This window comes from Candidatus Hydrogenedentota bacterium (assembly GCA_019637335.1).
Lineage (GTDB): Bacteria > Hydrogenedentota > Hydrogenedentia > Hydrogenedentales > JAEUWI01 > JAEUWI01.
Window position 1 is genome coordinate 1 of sequence record JAHBVV010000046.1, and the last position, 21257, is coordinate 21257.

20 protein-coding genes are annotated in these 21257 nt (G+C 61.3%); all 20 read left to right on the forward strand.

Going from position 1 to position 21257, the window contains the following annotated elements:
* Positions 1-89: 89 nt before the first annotated feature.
* The 20 genes from KF886_26235 to KF886_26330 all read left to right on the forward strand — a co-directional run bounded on the left by KF886_26235 (position 90) and on the right by KF886_26330 (position 21231).
* Positions 90-1400 (forward strand): hypothetical protein, encoded by a 1311-nt coding sequence (locus KF886_26235; protein ID MBX3180862.1) that lies wholly within the window; start codon positions 90-92, stop codon positions 1398-1400.
* Positions 1401-1492: 92 nt separating this feature from the next.
* Positions 1493-2044, forward strand: coding sequence for a hypothetical protein (locus KF886_26240; GenBank protein MBX3180863.1), 552 nt, complete (start codon positions 1493-1495; stop codon positions 2042-2044).
* On the forward strand, positions 2041-4032 hold the full coding sequence (locus tag KF886_26245) for a HAMP domain-containing protein (protein MBX3180864.1): 1992 nt from the start codon (positions 2041-2043) through the stop codon (positions 4030-4032). The genes KF886_26240 and KF886_26245 overlap by 4 nt, the downstream gene beginning before the upstream one ends.
* Positions 4029-5426: a sigma-54-dependent Fis family transcriptional regulator gene (locus KF886_26250; GenBank protein MBX3180865.1), complete on the forward strand. Its 1398-nt coding sequence runs from the start codon at positions 4029-4031 to the stop codon at positions 5424-5426. Before KF886_26245 ends, KF886_26250 begins: the two co-directional genes overlap by 4 nt.
* A 390-nt stretch (positions 5427-5816) precedes the next feature.
* On the forward strand, positions 5817-6854 hold the full coding sequence (locus tag KF886_26255; protein MBX3180866.1) for a CofH family radical SAM protein: 1038 nt from the start codon (positions 5817-5819) through the stop codon (positions 6852-6854).
* A gap of 15 nt (positions 6855-6869) precedes the next feature.
* Positions 6870-7643 (forward strand): hypothetical protein, encoded by a 774-nt coding sequence (locus KF886_26260; protein ID MBX3180867.1) that lies wholly within the window; start codon positions 6870-6872, stop codon positions 7641-7643.
* Complete coding sequence (gene mqnC / locus KF886_26265; GenBank protein MBX3180868.1) at positions 7618-8763, forward strand: dehypoxanthine futalosine cyclase; 1146 nt, start codon at positions 7618-7620, stop codon at positions 8761-8763. The genes KF886_26260 and mqnC overlap by 26 nt, the downstream gene beginning before the upstream one ends.
* Before the next feature lie 11 nt (positions 8764-8774).
* On the forward strand, positions 8775-9764 hold the full coding sequence (locus KF886_26270) for a hypothetical protein (protein ID MBX3180869.1): 990 nt from the start codon (positions 8775-8777) through the stop codon (positions 9762-9764).
* 27 nt (positions 9765-9791) lie between these two features.
* Positions 9792-10634, forward strand: a complete 843-nt coding sequence (locus tag KF886_26275; GenBank protein MBX3180870.1) for an ABC transporter substrate-binding protein — start codon at positions 9792-9794, stop codon at positions 10632-10634.
* Between the two features lie 67 nt (positions 10635-10701).
* Positions 10702-11346, forward strand: a complete 645-nt coding sequence (locus tag KF886_26280) for a hypothetical protein (GenBank protein ID MBX3180871.1) — start codon at positions 10702-10704, stop codon at positions 11344-11346.
* 1 nt (position 11347) lies between these two features.
* The gene (locus tag KF886_26285; protein ID MBX3180872.1) at positions 11348-12109 is read left to right on the forward strand and encodes a hypothetical protein; all 762 of its coding nucleotides are present in this window, start codon (positions 11348-11350) and stop codon (positions 12107-12109) included.
* The gene (locus KF886_26290) at positions 12106-13095 is read left to right on the forward strand and encodes a hypothetical protein (GenBank protein ID MBX3180873.1); all 990 of its coding nucleotides are present in this window, start codon (positions 12106-12108) and stop codon (positions 13093-13095) included. Before KF886_26285 ends, KF886_26290 begins: the two co-directional genes overlap by 4 nt.
* Positions 13096-13112: 17 nt before the next feature.
* On the forward strand, positions 13113-13868 hold the full coding sequence (locus tag KF886_26295) for a DUF547 domain-containing protein (protein MBX3180874.1): 756 nt from the start codon (positions 13113-13115) through the stop codon (positions 13866-13868).
* A 36-nt stretch (positions 13869-13904) separates the two neighbouring features.
* Positions 13905-15347 (forward strand): SDR family oxidoreductase, encoded by a 1443-nt coding sequence (locus KF886_26300; GenBank protein MBX3180875.1) that lies wholly within the window; start codon positions 13905-13907, stop codon positions 15345-15347.
* Between the two features lie 3 nt (positions 15348-15350).
* Entirely contained in the window at positions 15351-15746 is a 396-nt protein-coding gene (locus KF886_26305; protein MBX3180876.1) for an SCP2 sterol-binding domain-containing protein, read from the forward strand.
* Positions 15747-15865: 119 nt separating this feature from the next.
* Positions 15866-17962 carry an MMPL family transporter gene (locus KF886_26310; protein MBX3180877.1) on the forward strand — a complete coding sequence of 699 codons (2097 nt, stop codon included), beginning with the start codon at positions 15866-15868 and terminating at the stop codon, positions 17960-17962.
* Positions 17959-18993 (forward strand): hypothetical protein, encoded by a 1035-nt coding sequence (locus KF886_26315; GenBank protein MBX3180878.1) that lies wholly within the window; start codon positions 17959-17961, stop codon positions 18991-18993. Before KF886_26310 ends, KF886_26315 begins: the two co-directional genes overlap by 4 nt.
* The gene (locus tag KF886_26320; protein ID MBX3180879.1) at positions 18990-19703 is read left to right on the forward strand and encodes an alpha/beta fold hydrolase; all 714 of its coding nucleotides are present in this window, start codon (positions 18990-18992) and stop codon (positions 19701-19703) included. Before KF886_26315 ends, KF886_26320 begins: the two co-directional genes overlap by 4 nt.
* The gene (locus KF886_26325; GenBank protein MBX3180880.1) at positions 19700-20395 is read left to right on the forward strand and encodes a hypothetical protein; all 696 of its coding nucleotides are present in this window, start codon (positions 19700-19702) and stop codon (positions 20393-20395) included. Before KF886_26320 ends, KF886_26325 begins: the two co-directional genes overlap by 4 nt.
* An 80-nt stretch (positions 20396-20475) precedes the next feature.
* A complete protein-coding gene (locus KF886_26330; protein MBX3180881.1) occupies positions 20476-21231 on the forward strand; it encodes a glycosyltransferase family 2 protein in 756 nt (251 codons plus the stop codon).
* Positions 21232-21257 lie beyond the last annotated feature (26 nt).

Here is a 21257-nt window from a genome sequence, read left to right on the forward strand (position 1 = left end):
AATCGGGTCCGACTTTGCTCCGGGTTCAGTAATTTGACACTATCTATCTTGATTGAATTCACTCCGCATGTGCAGAAAGTACAAACTCTATGAATCGTGACTATGTTGCGGACCGATATGCCTCCTGCCGAACCTGGCTGAAGGCCCTGTCGGTCGTGCTGTTTGCTTGCGTCTTGGGGGCTTCTGGGCGCTGTCACGCAGAGACTTCCGAGGATATCGCCGCGCTCAAGTCTCTCTTGCAGGAAACCCGTGCCTCCATCCGCGATATGCAGTCGAAATATGAGCAGCGTATCGACGCGCTGGAGTCCCGCATTCAAGAACTAGAGGCAGAAACGGCGGCAACGGGGGAGCGGACTGATGCCTTGGAAGGTATCGCCATTGAGCAGCAGACCCTGCTCGAAGAAGCCCGCTCCGAAGGCACGGGCCGACTCTCTCTACACGGCTACTACGACTTCCAGTTCATCGACGCGGACAGCGATGTTGTAGGCTCATTTATTCAGAATGAGCTTAGTATCTTTCTGCGCAGCTCCACCGAAGATGATCGGTGGACGATTTTTGCCGAACTGGAATTCGAGCGCATCGACGGGAATGACTACCTGGCCGAGTTCGGAGCAGAATCCGACAAATTGGAGATCGAAACGGCCTGGCTGGAGTACCGGCATGCGGATTGGCTCCGGGCACGGGCCGGCAAGCTGCTGTTGCCGCAGTATTGGCAGACGTACCACTACCCCAACCTCACCCTCTCCACCCTTCCACCGCTCATGGTGGGCAATGTGTTTCCCAAGAGCATCGTAGCGCTCCAATTGGCGGGTGATTGGTGGACCAGGAACGAGCGGGGGATCAGCTATGCCCTCTATGTCGGCAATGGTGGCAATGCGGAGCACGGCGAACTGGACACGAATGACAATAAGGCCATCGGCGGACGGTTGACGCTGCGCCTTGCGGGAAGAAATCGCCCGGCGTGGCTAGATACCCTGGATGTCTCTGTGTCGGGGTACTATGGAGATGACGAAGACGGCCGGAGCGAGTCCATCCTGGGTGTTGACACGCAGATCCGCATCGGGCGCGCGGAGCTCCTGGCGGAACTGGCCCATGGCAACCAGGCCCGGCTCATTCCCCGGATTCTGGGCTTCCCCTGGTACGATAGCGGCGACGCACTCGGGTACTACGTCCAACCCGCCTACCGGCTGGCGCCCCAGTGGCACCTGTTTTACCGCTATGACTACCTGGACCTCAACGACGACGGCTGGACGCCCTTCGACGAATCACGCCATACGCTCGGGCTGAATTTCCGGCCGAAATCCAATATCTCGCTAAAGCTCGAATTCTTTCACGGCGAGCCCGAAGGCCACCGGGAAGATTTCAATGGCCTGGCCGGATCCGTCGTCTTTAACTTCTGAGTGTCCCCGCTGTGAAATGGCGCTATGTTCCTAATCGAGGCCTGAATAACCGACCCGTGGATCGTCTTTACGCTACCTATCGGCTGTGTGCCTTGCTGGTCGCTCTTGCGGCCGGTATCGCCCTGCCCGCGGGCGCCGAAGAGGCGGAAGAACCGCCGTCGGAGAAGCCGCGCACCCTTGCCGTGGTAACCCATGTGGAGAACGACGTGGTGTCGGTTTCGCGGAGCGAGCTGGCACGGATATTCCTCAAGCAGCAGACCGTCTGGCCTGACGGCGAGCGCTGTATCCCTATCGACCAGCGGGGCGATAGCGCCATCCGCAGGGAGTTTTCGCGCCTGGTTCTCCAGCAAACGGTCTACGAAACACGCCGCTATTGGATGCAGGAGACCATGACCGGAAACGCCAAGCCTCCGGTCTCCCTGGAGAGCACGGCCACGGTCAAGAAGTACCTCCAGAAGCTGAAGGGTGCGGTGGCCTACATCTACCTGGATGAGGTGGATGACTCCGTGCGTGTGCTTGCGGTTTCCGATGTCGAAGAGTTGGCGGCGCCGGACGAACCCGAAGATCCGGCCAGCGACGAGGCCACCGGGGACGACTCCCCCACGCCCAATGCCCCGCTGGAGGAAGCGACGCCCGCTCCATGAAAATGTACACGAAAGTACTTCTCAGCCTGCTGGTCACGGCCCTCGTGCCGCTGTTGCTGGTTACCTCGGCTGTATACTGGAGCAGCCGGGAGACGCTCAAGGGCATGGCGGTGAACACCCTTGATGCAGGTGCACAGACGGTGGCGCGCAGCGCCATCACCCTGGTGGAGAGCGCGGCGATGGAAATGAACGCTTGGGCAGGGCTGGAGACGCTTCAGGACGTGTTCACGGGGGAGGATATCGACCTGCGGATGGGCCTGCTGCTGCTCGATCTCCAGCAGAACAGTGATTTCCTGGAGGTACTGTGCACGGATACCAATGGGCGAATCGTCGCGGCCAGCAACTTTGACCGGTCCGGCGAGATGATTGGAATCGACGAGGCCATTCGATCGGCGCTTTCCGGAGCGCCCTACATTTCTCCCGTTACTGCTCATATCGATGGCGATGGGGTGAGCGTCCCGAGCATATGTATCGCTTATCCCCTGCGCGGCGCCTTCGATGAAGAGACGATCATTGGGGCGATTGCGGGGTACTACGACTGGCGGCGGGTGGACGAACGGGTTAGGTTCCAGGAAGAAATCGCTCCACAACGCGGGATGCTGCTCTTACTCATGGATGCGTCGCATCAAATTGTTGCCCGGGGCAGCGCGCCGTCTCCCGTAGTCGAATTGCTGCAAGCCGAGCTTCCGGGTCTCCACCGGGACATCGAGATGCGCACCCACGCCGTCGCCGGAGAGGCATTTGACGATTCACTCCAGCTGCTTTCCATGTCGACACTCTCCGGAGAACTTTCCGATGTGGAGATCACGTACATCGGTGTTGCCGTGGCGCCGGAGCGGCTGGTGCTGAGTCCCGTACGCCGCCTGGCGTGGCTCACGGCACTCGCCTGCCTGGCCGCCACTGCGGGCACACTGGTCCTCGCCCTGTTTCTCAGCCGGCAGGTCAGCCGTCCAATCACGGCGCTTTCCACGACAGCACGCGAAATCGCGCGCGGCAATCTCGCACTGGAACCGCCGCCGCCGGCGGGCGGCGAGATCGGGCAGCTTGCGGCGGACATCGATGCCATGCGCCTGAGCCTGAAGACGCAGCTGGACACCTTGGATTCCGCCGTACGCGAACGTACCCGGCAATTGGAAGAATCGGTAACCCGGCTCCAGGATGAAAGCGAGAAGAGGGAGCAAGCGCAGCACGAGGCGCTACTTCGGGAGCAGCAGTTACGCCAGGCGGACAAGATGGTGTCGCTCGGCGTGCTGGTTTCCGGTGTGGCTCACGAAATCAACAACCCGAATGGTCTTATCGCCCTCAACCTGAGCCTTCTTGCGGGCATTTGGGAGAAAGCGCTTCCCGTCCTGGAACGGTACTACGAGGAGAATGGCGATTTCAGCCTGGGGGTCATGAATTTCACCGAGCTCCGGGAACAATTGCCCGTGATGCTCGCCGACACGGCCGCGAGTTCCGAGCATATCAAATCCATCGTGGACGACCTGAAGGGCTTCTCCCGCACTTCCGACGAGCGGCGGGACGAATCGGTGGACATCAACGACATGGTTCAGGTATCGCTCAACCTGGCTTCGAGCTACCTGAAAAAGGCCACCCGGAACGTGGTCACGACGCTGGCGGAGGACCTTCCGCGGGTTCGGGGCAACGCCCGACGGCTGGAGCAGGTTGTGATCAATCTGATGCTCAATGCCTGCGATGCGCTGGAGTCCCAGGATGGGGAGGTCCGCATCGTAACCCGAGGCCGCGAGGATGAGGTCCTGGTTGAAGTTTCCGATACCGGCCGGGGCATCGAAGCGTCCGCCCTTCCCCACATCACCGATCCCTTCTTCACCACGCGAAGGAACGAAGGGGGCACCGGGCTCGGACTTTCCATTTCCGCCGGCATTGTGGATGAACATGGCGGAAGCCTGGAGTTTGAATCGGAACCCGGCGCCGGTACAATCGCGCGTATGATTTTGCCAGCCATGAAACGCGGAGAATCGCGGTGAGTCCCTCCCAGTACCTGAATGAGCCGGTGTTACTCGTGGACGACGAGGATGCGTGGCTCCGCAGCTTCAGTATGACCCTGCGTGGCGCCGGCATCGCCAATGTCCACACGTGCAACGACAGCCGCGAAGCCTTGAAGTATGCCGAGCGCATTCCCGCGGCGCTGGTGGTGCTCGACCTCACCATGCCCCATTTTTCGGGCGTGGAGGTATTGCGGCAACTCTCCGAGGCGCGTCCCGATCTGCCCGTGGTGATGTTGACCGGTCTCAACGACCTCGAAACCGCTGTCGCCTGTATGAAGGAAGGCGCCTTCGACTTTTTCGTGAAGACGACCGAGACAGAACGGCTCGTGGGCGGGGTGAAACGCGCCCTGGAATTGCAGCAGTTGCGCCGGGAGAACTTGCGCCTCCGCGACGGCATGCTGGACGATGCCCTGGCCCATCCGGAGGCCTTCGCGGATATCGTCTCCGTGTCCCAGAAGATCTGGGGCGTCTTTAAGTATCTGGAGGCCGTTTCCGCTTCGCCCCTCGCCGTGCTCATTACCGGCGAGACGGGTGTGGGCAAAGAGCTCTTTGCCCGAGCGGTGCACAACGTGAGCGGGCGCCCGGGAAAGTTTGTCCCGGTGAACGCGGCGGGACTCGATGAGCAGGTCTTCTCCGATACCCTGTTCGGGCACGTCAAGGGCGCCTTCACCGGCGCGGACGGCGCGCGGTCCGGCCTCATTGAACAGGCGGCGAACGGCACGCTGTTTCTCGACGAAATAGGCGATTTGGATGGTGCGGCGCAGGTAAAGTTGTTGCGCCTGCTTCAGGAAGGCGAATACTACCCGCTGGGCTCGGACACCGCCCGCAAATCCGACGCGCGCATTGTGGCTGCTACCAATTGCGACCTGAAAGCACTCAGTGATGTGGGGGCCTTTCGAAAGGACCTCTTTTACCGCCTCCACACACACCGGGTCTCTGTACCGCCGCTCCGCGAACGCCGGGAGGACATTGGCCCGCTGCTGGAGTGCTTTCTGGACGAAGCGGCCGAGGTGCTCGACAAGAAACGCCCCACCGCGCCCCGCGAGCTGGTTTCGCTCCTGAAAACCTACCACTTTCCGGGGAATGTGCGTGAACTGAAGTCCATGGTGATGGACGCCGTCACCCATCATGCCGGCGGCGTGCTGTCCATGGCGCGCTTCAAGGAACACATCCGCGACGTTGCGCCGGTGGCGGAGGTGGCGCCCCAGCCAGCGGCCGCGGTGACTTTTGGGGAGGTCTTGCCGACCTTGAAAGAGAACGCCGAGCTGTTGGTTGAAGAGGCCATGCGCAGGGCGGACGGAAACCAGGCCATCGCGGCGGAGATGCTTGGGATATCGCGGCAGGCCTTGAACAAGCGCTTAAAGCAGTCGTAGGGGACGGCGCCCGGAGCCGAATGAAGCTCGGTCGCGAAAGCGTGGAATATAAAGCTTGTGGCGAGTGTAGCTGTACCCGTAGAAGTCCGACAGCGCTTTGGGTACAGCCACCCGCTTTGCGAGGTGACGATTGACGCTTACGCGGCTAAGGCAACCTTCGCGCGGGAGGCAGTCCCCATGCAACTTTCGTTGCGCTGTCACGATCGGTTGCGCCACATAAGTGGTTGCCACGATAAGGCCTCCGATTAGAGCGTCAACTTTGGTTGCACCCCTCCCCCTCCGCCCCGCTGGCTTATAGCATCCGTTTCAACCAATGAAAATGAGGCGTTTCCGCCGATTCGTCGTCCTTGGCACGCTTCTTTCTCTCAGGCATGGTGGAAAGGAATCGCCATGCTTCAAGCCGAATCAGGCCTTGACAAGGCCGCCGCACTGCATCACCTGAAGGCCACCCCCCTGCTGGAACTCGGCCGCCTCGCCTTCGAAGCTAAACGCGCCCGCTACGGGGACCGCATTACCTACGTCCACAACCGCCACGTGAATCCCACGAACCTGTGCGTGTACTCCTGCAAGTTCTGCGATTACGCCGCGAAGAAGGGCGATGCCCATGCCTACGAATTAACCGAGGCCCAGATCTTTCGCGACCTGGAAGATCCGTCAGTAGTCGAGGCGCACATTGTCGGCGGGCTCTGGCCGAGCTGGCGCTTCGGACGCTCACTCGACCTCGTCCGCGCGGTACGGGCGGCGCGGCCTGGCCTTTGGATCAAGGCATTTACGGCCGTGGAGATTGCCTACTTCGCGCGGATGGAGCGGACATCCACGCGCGAAATTCTGGCGCGGATGAGGGACGCGGGTGTGGATATGGTACCCGGTGGCGGGGCGGAAATCCTGAGCGACCGGATCCACCAAGCACTGTACAAAGAGAAGATAGGGCCGGCGGACTGGCTGCGCATTCACGAGGAAGCTCACGAGACCGGGCTTCCCAGCAACGCCACGATGCTCTTCGGCCATATCGAAACCGACGAGGAGATCGTCGACCACCTGTTTCAGCTTCGTGAACTTCAGGACCGGACGGGCGGCTTCCAGAGCTTCATTCCCCTTGCGTACTTGCCCGGAGAGACCCGCATCGTCCCCCGGGCTGTATCGGCTCCCCGCGCGCTGCGAATCATCGCGATTTCACGCCTGGTGCTGGACAACTTCGACCATGTGAAGGCGTACTGGCCGACACTCGGCCTGGAGACTGCCGCGGCGGCGCTCAGTTTTGGGGCCGATGACCTCGATGGCACCCTGGGCCGAGAGCGCATCATGCAGTGCGCCGCGTCCGAATCTCCCGCCGCGCTCACACGCCAGTTCATGGAACAAATCATACGGGACGGCGGCCAGTTGCCGACGCCGCGAAATGGCCGATTCGAACTCGGCCACGCGAACTGAGGCTCAGGAATCCCCATGTTACGTATCCTATCGGTTGACAATCTCTCTGGCGCGCCCTACCGGCTGGAACCGCCGGGCCTCGATCACAGCCTGCGCTTTGAAACACCGGCGCACATTCATGATCTTGTGGCGGCCGGACATTTCGATGCCGCACTGCTGCCCACCGCGGGCTTGCCGGAATTCCATTCTCGCGCCGTTCCCCTGGGCGCGTATGGCATAGCCTGTCGCGGCCCGGTGCGGAGTGTGAAGTTGTTTTCCGAGGTGTCGTTGGAAACCGTGCTGCGCAATCGCATGCCGATTTACGCGACCCCCAGGTCCCGCACCTCCATAGCGTTGTTATGCGTATTGTGCAAACGTGTATACGGGGGGGCGCCCGTTTTGACGCCGTTCTATCCGCAGGCGGCGGCGCATCTCCTCATCGGCGATGCGGCCTATGAATTCGCGCGCAATCGTGGAAGGCAGGAGCACGACATCGACCTCAGTGACTGGTGGCTTGCCCAGACGGGCCTGCCGTTCGTCTTCGCGCGCTGGGTAGTTTCTCCAACCCTCAGCGCAGGCGCCAGGGAGCGTCTGGCGGCGTGGCTCGAGCGATGCGCCACCCACGCGGCGACCTCCGAGGGTGTCGCGGAGATGGCGTCTTTCGAATCGAACGCCCATGAATTTGAGGCGCGACGCGCTTACTACCAACAGCTGCGGGTGCGTCTGGATGAGGACGCCCTCGCTGGCCTCGACTTCTTTCTCGAACTTCTGGAAAGCACCCGGCATGAATACTCCGCGCGTATCGCCTGAGAAGGCCCTGAACCTCTACCGCCACGCCGCGCAACTTGACCTGATGGCGCGGGCCGACGAAGTGCGGCAAGCGCTCCACCCGGGGCGGGACGTGACCTTTGTCATTGACACGAACCCGAACTATACGAATATCTGCACGACAGACTGCACCTTCTGCAGCTTCTACCGGAAGCCGGGACATCCGGAGGCCTATGTGCGGACGCCCGCCGAGATCGGGCACAACGCCGCCAGGGCCCAGGCGCAAGGGGCCACGACCGTGCTGCTGCAGGGCGGGCACAATCCGTCGCTGGGACTTCCCTACTACCTCGATGTAATCGACGCGCTGCAAGAGCACGCGCCCGGCATGCACCTCCATCTGTTTTCGCCATCGGAGATCCTTCATCTGGCCGACCAGTGCGGTCAAAGTGCGCGGGCCGTGCTCCAGACTTTCTGGGATGCCGGCCTGCGCACGATGCCAGGCGGCGGCGCCGAGATTCTCGTCGATGCTGTGCGCCGGCGTATATCGCCAAAGAAAGTCCGGTCCGACGCGTGGCTCGCGGTCATGCGCGAAGCCCACCGTATCGGCTTCAAGACAAGCGCCACGATGACCTACGGGCACCTCGAGCGCGACGAAGATATCATTGCGCACCTCACCCGACTCCGCGACCTGCAGGATGAGACCGGCGGCTTTTACGCCTTCATTCCGTGGAGTTTCAAGCCCGGCAGTTCGCCCCTCAGCCGCCTGGTCCCCGAAGCGGCGCCACCGAGCCGGTATGTCCGTGTGATTGCCCTGGCGCGATTGTTTCTGGACAACGTGCCCCACATCCAGGCGTCCTGGTTTGGCGAGGGCTGGCGCGCGGGACAGCTCGCGCTTCACGCCGGGGCGGATGACTTCGGCGGCCTGCTGATTGAGGAGAATGTGCTTCGTAACGCGGGCCACGCCTGGGCTACGACGAAGGTGGCCGTGCTGGAGTCCATTCGTGAGGCGGGATTTGTGCCTGTACAACGCACCACGCACTACGAGAAGCTTGTCCGAAACGAGCAGGGCATCGCCGAAGAAGATGCCAGGCCTGAAGTCACGTTCCGTGAGGCTTGTGGATTTGCAAACCAGAACAACCTGGGCGCCGCCGCGCTCGTATAGGAGGATAAGGAATGTTGGCTGCAGTTGCCACGACGATGATTGCCCTTTGCGGCGCGACGGACTGTGCGCTCCCCGACCCCGCCACGCAAACGGAGCTCGACTACGCGTCGATGCGGGGATATGTCCTTGAGGAGGGAGAGGCGCGCTTTGTGCGGCATGCCCCGGTTTTTCTGGTAGAGGGCTACGAAAAAGAATACAACCGCATTGGCACGCCGTCGGCGCGTCTTGATGCGGACGGCGAAGAAGAGATCTATGTCGATGCCACGCAGCCGACATACTACCTGGACTCACGGGAGTGGACGAGCGGCGCCAGGAAGTACACGAACTTGATTTACAGGGTGCACTTTGAACAGAGCAAGTCGAACTCGAATTCCCGTGACGGCGGCAACGGGCGCAACGTCGGCGTGATGGTTATTGTGACCCTCGACGAGGAAGACAAACCCGTCTATGTCAACTCTGTTCAGACTTGCGGGTGTTTCCATGCCGTGCTACCCACGAACTTCACTTCGCCGGACGCATACCCCGACTGGTGGAATATGGACTCCTTCACCGTCTATGGGGAAACGCTGCCCGGCCGGCTGACGTATCCCGAAGACTTCGGGACCGAGTACCGTCCGGTCGTGTTTCTGCGGGAAGGCAACCACCGGACCGCGAACATGCTGATAGCGTCGATTGGGGACGTGCGGGAGAAATACCCCCTGATTACCGCGGCGGCCGAACCGATGGAGGCGCTAAAGCACTTGAAGCTGGGCGACGGGGAGACCTCCTTCTACTATGAATCCGGCGACAAGAAGGGGCTCGTGAAGGGCGCGTACAAACGGGGCGAGGCTTTTCTGCTTGGCGCGTTTGTCGGCGACGGCCGCGTCGGGCAGGACCGCATCTACGGTGGCGACGACGAACTGCCGCGCGGCTTCTACACATCCATAAAGCGCGGAGAAAAAAATGATTCGGACATGTGGGACTACAAGCCCTTTCTTGAACTTGACGGCTGGAAGCCGTAATCCGCGCGCCGCGCACAGGAAACCACCATGACACTGCAATCTATTCGAATCGGGCACAGCCCCGACCCTGATGACGCCTTCATGTTCTATGGCTTTGCGTCCGAACAAGTCACCATCCCCGGCTACCGCATTGTCCACGTGCTGCACGATATCCAGACCTTGAACGAACTGGCCATGGGCGAGGATCCGCTCGAAGTCACGGCACTCTCCGTACATGGCTACCTCCATCTCCAGGACCGATACGAACTGTTGGAGGTGGGCACCAGCGCCGGCCGAAACTACGGCCCACGGCTCATTGCGCGCGACCCCATGGCCCTGGATGAATTACAGGGCAAGTCTGTCGCCCTGCCAGGTCCGTATACAACGGCCACCCTGGTGGCCCGCACGTTCCTGCCCGGAATCCGTGAGGTCCATATGGATTTCACGGAAATCATGGATGCCGTGGCGAGCGGTCAGGTCCATGCCGGAGTCATCATTCATGAAGGTCAATTGACCTACGCCGATCACGGCTTCTCGCTGGTGGCGGACTTCGGCGAACTCTTCGCGGCGCGTCATGGCGGGCTTCCGTTGCCTCTGGGGGTGAATTGCATACGCGCCGATCTCGGGCAGGGGCTCAAGACCGCCGTGGCTGGGGCGTATCGGCGTTCCGTCGAGATTGCGCTCCGGCAGCGGAGCGCCGCGGTCGACTACAGTCTCAACTTTGGACGCGGCCTTTCCAAATCCCTGGCGGACCAGTTCGTGGGCATGTATGTCAATAGCGACAGCCTCGCGTTCAACGGCGAGCTTCGGGAGGCGATGGCCATCCTGCGGGATGCGTACTGGAATGTGGCCGGCGCGCGCGCGCCTGCGTTGGTCGCGACCGCGCGATGAAGGATCTCGCTGATATCACCCCGACCCTGTTCCCCAATTAGAACATAAACCACAAGGACAACACCCCATGACCCAACATGACTCCTCCGCAGCTCTTGCGGAACGTAAAACTGAAATCGCGCCACGCCGCAATGGTTTCAGCCGCCCCGCGTCCGCAGACACGCCCGAAGCCCTGGCGCAGCGCGATCGCATCGTGCAGGCCTGCCTCGATAGCGAATGCTTGAAGGCCGAGGTCAACTATGCGGAGCGGAGCGGGCACCACAAGATTCTCCGTACGCCGCGTCTCTACAAGGTGCTGGATCGGGACCCCTCACGTGATGAGCATCTGGTCCGGGTGGTTTTCCCCGCGGCCGACCAGTTGATAGAACTGGGTTCCGTACTGGCTATAACCTGCCTTTATGACCTGGAGCGAGAATACAACATATACGGCCACGTCATCTGTGCGGGTCCGGGTGTAAACGGTTTGCTGAAGGCCGTTCACGCGCCCATGGGCAGCGCACACCCGCGTCCGGGTATCGAGGGCGAACGGGCCATCATGCATTTCGTGGACTGGAAGCGCGCGGAGTGGGACCGGTTTCTGATTGACGAGCTCGCCCGGGGTCGCGGGCTGGCGTCGGCTCTCTATATCGAGAATTTCTGGAAGGCGCTCGACCGTATGTTTGGCGGTGGCTATCTGCTGAACTGCCCCGACTCCTACCACTGGAGCGCCTGAGATGCGCCTGGCAGGACTTGCTGTAACCTTCTTGCTCGTGGCGGATGCATCAATTTCCGCGGGCGCGATCCAGCTGGCGGATTTTCGGGTGGCGCAACGGGCCTATAACGAGGCGGATATCACGGTGGCGCGCGACGCGTTGTTGATGCGCGCCGGCGAAAACCCGGCCGATTTCTCGGCCCAGTTTGAGGCGGCCGAGTGCCTGCGCATCACGGGTTCGGAACTTCGCACGCGACGCCAGACCCATCGCCTGTCGGGCAGGGAGATAAAGGCGCTCAAGGACGAGCAGGCCGCATGGTCGGAACAAGGGCTGGCGTTCGCGGAGCGCGCGGCGGCGCTGGCAAAGACGGAGGAAGAGATAGCCGCGGCCCATCGCGTCTACGGCGAGTTGTATGCGAACAGCATCACCGGCATGGTTTCGGGACTCAAGAACGGACCGAAGGCGCGCACCCACATGGACGAGGCCCTGGCCCGCACGCCCAGGGACCCGGAGTGCCGGCGGGCCATCGGCATCATGTACCTGAACAATCCGCCCTTCAATGGCGGTGATATAAACAATGCCATTGAGACCTTTGCGGAGTGCCACAACCTGGTTCCCGACAACGATGTCTACATGGTCCTGCTGGCCATGGCATACCAGAAGAACAGGGACTGGGAAGAGGCTCTCGCCGCAGTCGAGTCGGCCCTCGCGATCAATCCGGCCAATCCGAATGCCGCCGCCTTGAAAACGGCCATCGAATCCAGGACGGAGGCAACAGAATGAACGCTTTTCTGCGGGAAATCGGGTTCGCCGCGATAGTGTTGGGGCTCGCAGGCGTCGCGTCCGCGGAAGATGTGGCGGACGACCGGGGCGAGGTACTGTCATATGTGCTGGACGGCGCCGACGGTCTGGTGCAGCGTTTTGCGCCGGTGTTTCTGATCGAGCATGCTGAGGAACCGTTCAATAGGATCGGTACCCCATCCGCGGAGATCGGCGCCCGGGGCAGGGAAAAGGTTCTGGTGGATCCCTCGCACGCCACGATCTACACGGAGGTGGAAACCTTCGCCACGGATCGGGATCGGTACACTAACCTGATCTACCGTATCCATTTTCAGAAGAACCCCTTCACGCTCGTGCCGCTCAATGTCGGTGCGGGCAAGAACGTGGGCTTCATCGCGGTCATAACCCTGAACAGCCGCGAAGAGCCCGTGTGGCTCAGCACCGTGCAGAGCTGCGGCTGCTACCACGCCATTATTCCCACCGACTATCTGGCGGAGTCCGCTTATCCGGACGATTGGAATGTTGATGACCTTGAAGTGTACGGCGAGCACTTGCCCGGTTTACTCAAGCTCAAGGCTGCCGCAGGTAAGAATCCCGGTATCACGATTACCATTCGCGGAGGTAGCCACCGCTGTATGGACGTCGCCGTCGAAACCGACGCCGATGCGACTACCGAAGTCAACAAGGTTACGGCCGAGGCCGCACCCGTCGAAGCGCTCAAGCACCTCCCTTTACCGGATGGCTCCGAGACCTCGTTCTATCACGAAAAGGGTCACCGCAAGGGCTTGGTGAAGGGTGCGTACAAGCCCCTGGAAACTATCCTTTTCGGCCTGTGGGCCTGGGACCACAATGTAGGGCAGGATCGCGAGTACGGCCCGAAGGAAAAGGTGGGCCGTCGCTTCTACACCACGCTCTTCTTCGCGCGAAAGAAGGAAGCTGATATGTGGCACTTTGCCCGTTACCTTGAACACAACGGCTGGAAGCCATAGCAATACAGGAAAGCCCTATGATATCGATATTAATCTGCCTGGCCGCCGCCGCTGCAGGTCCGGAAGCACCGGCGTTCGACCACACCCACGCGGAACTCAACACCGTGCTCGCAGAATACGTCAAGCACGGACTCGTGGACTATGCCGGCTTGAAGGAAGGCCGCGCGCCGTTGGACGCCTACCTGTCCGATTCCGGCGCGGTACCCCTCGCCACGTTTCAAACGTGGAGCAAAGACGAGCAACTCGCCTTTCTCATCAATATCTACAATGCCAGCACCTTGCGGCTCATCATCGACCACTATCCGATCAAGAGCATCAAGGCTATTGGCTCTGTTTTCAAGGGGCCCTGGGCGCAGGACGCGGTTCTGCTCTTCGGGAAGAAGATCACGCTCGACACCCTCGAGCATAGAATCATCCGAAAGAACTATTCGGAGCCCCGCATTCACTTTGCACTCGTTTGCGCCGCCATGGGCTGTCCGCTGTTGAGAAGCGAGGCGTTCGTGGGCGCTAAGCTTGACACGCAGTTGGAATGCCAGGCCGATAACTTTTTAGGAGACGCCGACAAGAACCGGGTCGACATCGAACACGAGAAACTGTATCTATCCCCCATCTTCAAATGGTATCGCGACGATTTCGAGGCTGCGTCCGGTTCCCTAGTAGCCTTTGTGGCTCCCTATCTTTCCCCCAATGCGGATCTCGATATGGCGGCGAAATATGATGTGGAATTTACGGACTACGACTGGTCGTTGAACGGCCAGGATCGAGATCAGTAATCAATCAATAATCCAGCTGTGATAAGGAAATATCCCGTGAAAATCGACGCCACATGCTGCCATGCTATTTCGCCGGGCGATATTCCTTCCGCGGAGGCTTCCTGTCCCCGTGCCGTCCTTGTTGCACTGGACCGCGATTCGGAACACACGAAGCTCGTCTTGAGCGCGCTCCACGAGCGGCTTCCGCGCGTGCCGGTCGGACTGGTGATCTCAGAGGCGGACCGTGATGTGGCGTTGCAGTGGTTGCGTGAGCGGCGGGTAGATCGCCTTATACCGAAAAACCAGTTTGAAACGGGTTCCGGCGGGCATGTTGCGGCCCTCCTCTCCCATGGTGCGCGGCTGGCCTCGCTGTACGATAAACTGGGAGCCCGACCTCAGCGTACGCTGCTCGTAACGGGCGCCACCGGATTCCTGGGCGGCCATTTCCTGCGTTACTTGCTCCGGTGCGGGAGCGACCGGGTAATCGCCGTTACACGCAGCAACCGCGGTACATCGGCCCAAGAGCGTCTCGCTTATTTGCAGCGATTGCATCCCGCCCGTATCCGTTGTATCGAGGGCGACGTATGCCAGCCTGGGCTCGGTCTGCCCGCGGCGGCGCGCGCGCGGCTGAAATCGGAGGTCGACGAGGTCTGGCACCTGGCCGCCAGCACCAAGTTCGAGGAAGTACTTCGCGACGAGATTTTCCGCGTGAATCTGGGGGGCACAATAAACGTTCTGGGTCTTGCGCGAGGCCTTCCGCGTCTGCGCCGCTTTCACCACGTGAGCACCGCCTACGCAGCGGGGAACTGGGCCGAGTCCTGTCCGGTACCCGAGGAACGCCTGAAGCGCCCTCCGGGTTTTAAGAATCCCTACGAGGAATCCAAATTCCTCGCGGAGGAGGCAGTGGCCGATTCCGGGTTGCCCGCGACCATCTATCGGCCCAGCATTATTTTGGGCGAGACAGTTTCGGGCCTGTGCGACGGCCAGACGGTCTATAACGTCGCGAAAATGCTCCGCCTCGCGCGGCTTGCAGGCGAACGCGCCGCGAAAAGGACCGGCGCCTTCGGCTCGTTCCGCGTGGCGGTGGATCCCGGCGCAGCTAAGAACCTCGTTCCTGTCGACACGGTGGTGGACCGAATGCTCCGAATTGCGGCCGGTGAACCCGACGCGGGCGGCTACTACAATCTCGCACACGAGCGGCCCACTCCCATGACCGAGCTCATCCATGTCATCGCCAAACTGCTGGATATTCCCCAATACCAGGCCGTTCGGGAGCTCGACTGCTTGCCCCTATCGGCGGCCGAATCGGTGCTCGAGCGGGTGGCGGGCGTATTCCGGCCGTATATGTTGCGTTGCGACCCAACTTTTGAAACCCGGCACGCGCGTGAAGTTGGCGAGCCCTTCGAATCGCTCGAGAAAGACCGGTTGCGTTTCCTGCTCCGCGCTTTTTTCGAGCAACACTATAACTGGGCCTTCGAGCCGGCCCGAGCTTCCGTGTAAACCATGGACACCCAATTCCCAATACGGCGACAAGACGCCTGCCGCGCCTACTTCGAGCAGTTTCTCCCTAAACTGAAAGGGGAGTTACTCATCCCGGGCTTGCGTTCGCTGAATTGCAGCCTCGGCGTTCGCATCATCGACATGGATTCCGTCGCCTGGCTATTGGCAATCCGGTCGGGACGCCTGGAGGCAGTCCGCCGCGGTGTGGATCGTGCCGAGTGCGTCTTTTGCCTGGATGCGGGAACATTGATAGAAGTCGCGACGGGCGACCTGGCGCCCGACCGGGCTTTTTTCGATCTGCGCATCGAGATCGAAGGCAACATGGCCCTCGGTCTACAACTGAGCACCGTGCTGGAACCGTTCTTCCAGCAATACCCGTTCCGCCTGCCAGCCGTATGATTAACGCCGTACCCAGATCGACTGTTGCCCGCACCTGCCTGGTTCTTTCGGCGCTTCTAACTTGCGTTGCCCCCTACGGCATGCGTTGGCTCCGGTTAGACAACGGCATCGAATTATGGGTGGCAAGCGACGTCGACGCCGAGCGGTACGATGCATTCCAAAAAAACTTCGGCGAAGAAGACTTCCTCCTGTTGGCGTACACGGGCGGCCCGTTGTTTGACGACGACGCCCTCGACGTACAACTATCCGTGCTTGAGGCCATCGAAACGCTACCGTCCGTAAGCTCGGTACAAAGTTTGCCGTCGCTCTTTCGAGACCAGTTCGGCGTGGAGAGCGGCGCGGAGCTGGAATCGGAAATCGCATCTTCCCCATTCTACGATGGCGCCATCATCGCCCCGGACCGCTCCATGGCCGGCATGATCATTGGCAGCCGTTCCAATTTCACGCCCCGGGAGCGACGGGAGTACGTGGCCGCAGTTCGGGAGGCGGCCAAGCCACTTCGAGAAGCAGGCTGGACCACCCATGTGGTCGGTCCCAGCGCCGTAAACGCCTCCCTCGACGCCGCCTCCGAGGCCGAAAGCCGCCGTTTATTGCCCCTGGCCGTGGTGAGTTCCACCGCACTGCTGCTGGTGCTGTTACGCTCGCTCCGCAGGGTGGCCGCAGTAGCCACCGTGTCCGCATTGAGCCTGATTGTCGCTTTGGGGTTCATGGGGTGGCTCGGGCTCACCATGAACATGGTCACCGTGGCGCTGCCGCCGGTTCTCTGGATGCTGTCGGCCGCGTATGCCGTTCACCTGCTCCGCTACTATGACCGCGCACTGGACGATGGGCTGGCGCCGGCCGCCGCACGGGATCAAGCGCTGGCCTGGGCCACACGGCCCAACCTCCTCGCCGCCCTGACGACCTCCATGGGCTTTCTGGCCTTATTGAGCGCAGCCATGAAACCCGTCCGTGAGTTGGGCCTGGCCGCCGCCCTGGGCGTGCCCGTGGCGTTTGTGGTTACTTTTGGCGTTTGCGGCCTCTTGCTCCCCTGGATGCCCGGGTCACGGACCTCGCGTAACGTCTTCCGGGCAGAGGGGCGGTGCCCGCTCGATTCCGCCTGGCATCGGTTGGCCCACGCGCCCAACTCGAGAAGCGCCAAATATATCGTAACACTGGCCGCGTGCGGAACCCTGGTCTGCGCATTCCTTGCCACGCACCTCGATATTGAGTCCAATCCCCTGACTTTTCTCGACCCCGACACACCCATCGTCCGCGATTCAGCCGCTGTGGCCGAGGTCTTCACCGGACTCTACACGCTGGAAACCGTATTGGAACTACCGAATTCCTGGTTGAATCCTGTTCATTGGCCTGCCATCGAACGGCAGGCCGCCGCCCTGGAAGTATCCGAGGGTGTGGCGCGGGTCCTCAGCCCCCTGGATTACCTCAAGAAGCTGAACCAATGGTCGGCAGGCGGTGAGAGCTCGCCTTATTGCCTGCCCGACAACCGTGCCACGGCGGAGGGACTTCTCGAAGACATTCCCGTGGCGGATCGCGGGCCGCTACGCGCCCTGGTATCGCCAGACGGCAATACCATTCGCCTGTCGTCGCTCATTCGGGTCATGGACGGCGAGGCACTGTTGAGAATCGTCCGCGCTTCAGAGACCGCACTTGTCGAATATGGTCTGGACGGGTACCACACCGGTGTCGTATTGCGACTTGTCCGTGCGCAGTGTGCCTTGGTGGAAACACAGTTGAAGAGTCTGGCGCTCGCTGTCGCCGTCATCTTCATCTGCATTACCCTCGGGCTGCGCTCGCGCAGGCTCCTGCTGTTGTCGGTTGCGCCCAACCTCGCGCCCATAGCCGTGCTCTTCGGCCTCATGGCGCTCACGGGAATTCCACTGGATCCGGCGACGGTGATGGTGGCGGCCATGGCCCTTGGAATCGCCGTGGATGACACCATGCACCTGTTGCTGACGTGGCGTGAACGAATGGGGGAATCGGGTGACGCGCACGCGGCCATTCACGAGGCGATCCGGATCAACGGGCCGGCCATGGCGACAACCTCCTTGATGGCGTGCACAGGATTCCTCACCCTCGGCCTTTCGGGCTTCGGCCCCATCCGCTATTTTGGGCTGCTATCCGCCGCCGCCATGGCCGCGGCACTGGCGGCGGACCTGTTGCTGTTGCCGGCACTGATTCAATTGACAACGACCGAAGGGACCAAGACCCGGTGAACGATCGAATCCAGGAAATCATCGCGCTGCACTTCGACCCGGTCTGGGGAAGTCCTTACTGGTTGGAGACAGGGCCACACCTGCCCTTCGAACCGACTACAGATATCAGGACCAGGGCGGATCTGCTCCGCTTTCCGGCCTTTGACCTGAAGGAATTGGCGGACCGGCCGGTCGAACACTTCATACCCCGCGTCTTCCATGACGACCTGTCCCGATTCGTCACGGCGGAAACCGGCGGCGCAACAGGAGTGCCGAAACGTACCGCCTACGCCTTCGAAGACTTCCAGTCCGCGTTTGTCGGGCCTTTCGTCGCCGCCGCAGGACTCATGGACTTTCCACGCAACCGACACTGGCTTTTCATAGGGCCATCGGGGCCGCACATCATCGGCAAAGCCGCCCGCGAATGCGCACGCGCCCTGGGATCCAGCGACCCCTTCTCCGTCGATTTTGACCCGCGCTGGTACCGTAAACTCGCGCCCGGTTCCATGGGGCGCGCACGCTACCTGGAACACGTCCTGGAGCAGGCCGAGCGCGTTTTAAATACCCAGGACATCGGCGTACTCTTCAGTACCCCGCCGGTCCTCGAAGCCTTGGGTAAGCGCCTCCCACGGGAACTGCGAGAACGCATTGCCGGCATTCATCTCGGCGGTATGGCGGCGCCCCCGGAATTCTGGGACCGTCTCACGTCATATTGGTTTCCACATGCCGTCGCCCTTTCGGGCTATGGCAACACCCTCGCCGGGCTTTGTCCGCAGGTGGCCCCATGCGAAAACGGCGAGCCCGTCTACGTGCCTTTCGGCGACCGGTTGATCTATGAATTAATAGCCGAGAACGGATCGACGCCGGGTACGGTCTGCTTCCATCGCCTGGACAGGTCGTGCTTCCTGCCCCATGTGCTGGAAGGTGACTGCGCGATTCGCCACGATGCAATCCCAGCCGCGGCCGTAGCTTTGGGGTTTCAGCCAGCAGGGCTTCGCGATCCAAGACCGAAAGTGCATCAACTCGAGGCACGTGCGGTGGGGCTCTATTGATGACTAAAGCAATAGTGGAGGAAAACGTCTGGATTCCCACCGGCGGAAGAGAGGTGGAAGGCGTTCTGGCATACCCGGAATCCGAGCCACCCCGGCGGGGAGTCCTGCTGCTGTCCCCCCATCCCCACATGGGCGGCCGCATGGACAACAACGTCATCGAGCACCTGGCAAGGCGCTTCGCGGAGGACGCGTGCGGAGTATTGCGCTTCAACTACGGTGGGGTGGGAAAGAGCGAACTGGAAATACCAGAGGCCCAATCCCCATACGAATACTGGGTGGAAATCGAAGCTGCAAAGGGCTACGACGCGGTGCTGCCCGATGCAGTCGCCGCCCGCGCTTTCCTTGTCGGCGCATTGCCTTCCGGCGTGCCGGTGGCCTACGTGGGATACTCCTTCGGGTGCTGCCTTGCTATGCTCCTGGCACAAGTCCACCCGCCCGAATCCATCGCGGCCATCAGTCCGCCCCTGCGCGAGGCGGCGCTCGTGGGGCTGGAGGACCTTACTGTACCAGTCTGCTTTGTGGCGGGCGACAACGACTTCGTCTTTGATCGCAAACGCCTCGAAGCATCGCTTGCCGCGATGTCCGGACGCACTGAGTTTGTTGAACTCGATGGTTGCGACCACTTCTTCCGCAAGCAGGAAGAACGCATCTACCAAGTGCTCCGGCCAACGGTTGTCGCAGTTGCTGCTTCGAAGGGGGAAGTAGCATGAGCACGCTACTGCTTCTTGCCATCGCGATAGCGAGCGCAGCGACGTCCGACCCGGCCTCCGAACTCGCCGCAGCCACCCATGCCTACGATTTGCCCGGCGCTGAGACACTCGCCACCGGGATGGAAGCGGACCCCAAGCCCGAAGAGTCCATGCTGCGCGCGCGGGCCTGGCTGCTGGTTGCCGAACTCCGGCGCATCGCCTTCGAGGAGCTGCCCGTGGACGCCGTCAATGAACGCCGGGCCCTCGGCAGGAGAATTGACGCGGCCGCCGACTCGGGTCTGGCTGCCACGCAACTCCTGGAAGAATGTTCCGAAAAACACCGCATTCGGGCGGATTTACTGGGCACAAAGATCCGCTCGCGGTTTCGCGCGGGGAAATACAAGGATGAGATGAACCGTGCCATTGCGACAGCCTTGGAGCTCGATCCCGAGAACGCAAGCGCGCTGATCTCGAAAGCGAAGACCTACTTGCTTCGACCCGATGCCGACGGCGAGGCCATACGGCGTGGCCAGGAACTCGTGGAACAAGCCTTGGCACGCGATAGTTCCCTGGAACAGGCCCGCTTACTCCAGGCCTATACCTGGGAGCAACTCGGCCACCACGACCGCGCGCGCGCAGGCTACGAACAATGCCTTCAGCTTAACCGCAACTGTACCCCCGCATCCGCAGGCCTGACACGGCTCAACAAGTAAGAAACAGTAGAGAGGTCTCGACCGCCTGCTGTGTGCAACGGATGGCACGGCGACGGTCGGCTTCGGAGTAGTACGAGAATATGCCACACGAGGAAACGAGTGACACAGGCCGCGAGACTCCCCGGGTCTCTGTAGTCGTTCCATGTTACAACGAGGCTGAAAACATCCCGCTGCTTGCGGCGAAAGTGGAGAAGGCGTTTGCCGGCCCGTCGGAATGGTCCTACGAATGTCTATTCGTGGATGATGGCAGCACGGACGACACGCGGAAACAGGTGGATAGGGCGTGTGCGGCCAATCCACGCATGCGCTATCTTCGTCTCGTGGCAAACATGGGGCAGTCCGCGGCTCTCGTCGCCGGAATGCGCGACGCCCGAGGTGAATACATCCTTACGATCGACGGCGATCTGCAAAACGACCCAGCCGATTTTCCGCGCTTCCTTGAACTCTTGCAGGACTACGACTGCGTCTGTGGTTACCGAGAGAAACGAAATGATGCCTGGGTACGCCGGCTTTCGAGTAGAGTCGCAAACCAGGTTCGTAACTGGGTGTTGCACGATGGCATTCGGGACACGGGCTGCGGCTTGAAAGGATTTAGAAGGCGATGCGTGCCGTATATCGTGTCCTTCAACGGCGTTCATCGTTTCTTCGGTGTTCTGATGAGGAATGCCGGCCTTTCGATCGTGGAATGTCCGGTCGCGCATCGCCCCCGGATCCATGGCACATCCAAGTACGGAATTGGCAACCGCCTGCCACGGGGGCTGTTCGACCTGGTCGGTGTCGTATGGTTGAAAAGACGTTACGTGCACCCCACGATAGAGACGGGGCAGTCATCATGACCGCGGCAATCACGAATCGGCCACGA

Excerpts from the sequence above, each read along its gene's own strand:
- KF886_26275 (MBX3180870.1), top strand. The coding sequence starts at position 9,792 with ATGACACTGCAATCTATTCGAATCGGGCACAGCCCCGACCCTGATGAC.
- KF886_26285 (MBX3180872.1), top strand. The coding sequence starts at position 11,348 with ATGCGCCTGGCAGGACTTGCTGTAACCTTCTTGCTCGTGGCGGATGCA.
- KF886_26245 (MBX3180864.1), top strand. The coding sequence starts at position 2,041 with ATGAAAATGTACACGAAAGTACTTCTCAGCCTGCTGGTCACGGCCCTC.
- KF886_26305 (MBX3180876.1), top strand. The coding sequence starts at position 15,351 with ATGGACACCCAATTCCCAATACGGCGACAAGACGCCTGCCGCGCCTAC.
- KF886_26260 (MBX3180867.1), top strand. The coding sequence starts at position 6,870 with ATGTTACGTATCCTATCGGTTGACAATCTCTCTGGCGCGCCCTACCGG.
- KF886_26235 (MBX3180862.1), top strand. The coding sequence starts at position 90 with ATGAATCGTGACTATGTTGCGGACCGATATGCCTCCTGCCGAACCTGG.
- KF886_26290 (MBX3180873.1), top strand. The coding sequence starts at position 12,106 with ATGAACGCTTTTCTGCGGGAAATCGGGTTCGCCGCGATAGTGTTGGGG.
- KF886_26255 (MBX3180866.1), top strand. The coding sequence starts at position 5,817 with ATGCTTCAAGCCGAATCAGGCCTTGACAAGGCCGCCGCACTGCATCAC.
- KF886_26325 (MBX3180880.1), top strand. The coding sequence starts at position 19,700 with ATGAGCACGCTACTGCTTCTTGCCATCGCGATAGCGAGCGCAGCGACG.
- KF886_26295 (MBX3180874.1), top strand. The coding sequence starts at position 13,113 with ATGATATCGATATTAATCTGCCTGGCCGCCGCCGCTGCAGGTCCGGAA.
- mqnC (MBX3180868.1), top strand. The coding sequence starts at position 7,618 with ATGAATACTCCGCGCGTATCGCCTGAGAAGGCCCTGAACCTCTACCGC.
- KF886_26280 (MBX3180871.1), top strand. The coding sequence starts at position 10,702 with ATGACCCAACATGACTCCTCCGCAGCTCTTGCGGAACGTAAAACTGAA.
- KF886_26330 (MBX3180881.1), top strand. The coding sequence starts at position 20,476 with ATGCCACACGAGGAAACGAGTGACACAGGCCGCGAGACTCCCCGGGTC.
- KF886_26270 (MBX3180869.1), top strand. The coding sequence starts at position 8,775 with ATGTTGGCTGCAGTTGCCACGACGATGATTGCCCTTTGCGGCGCGACG.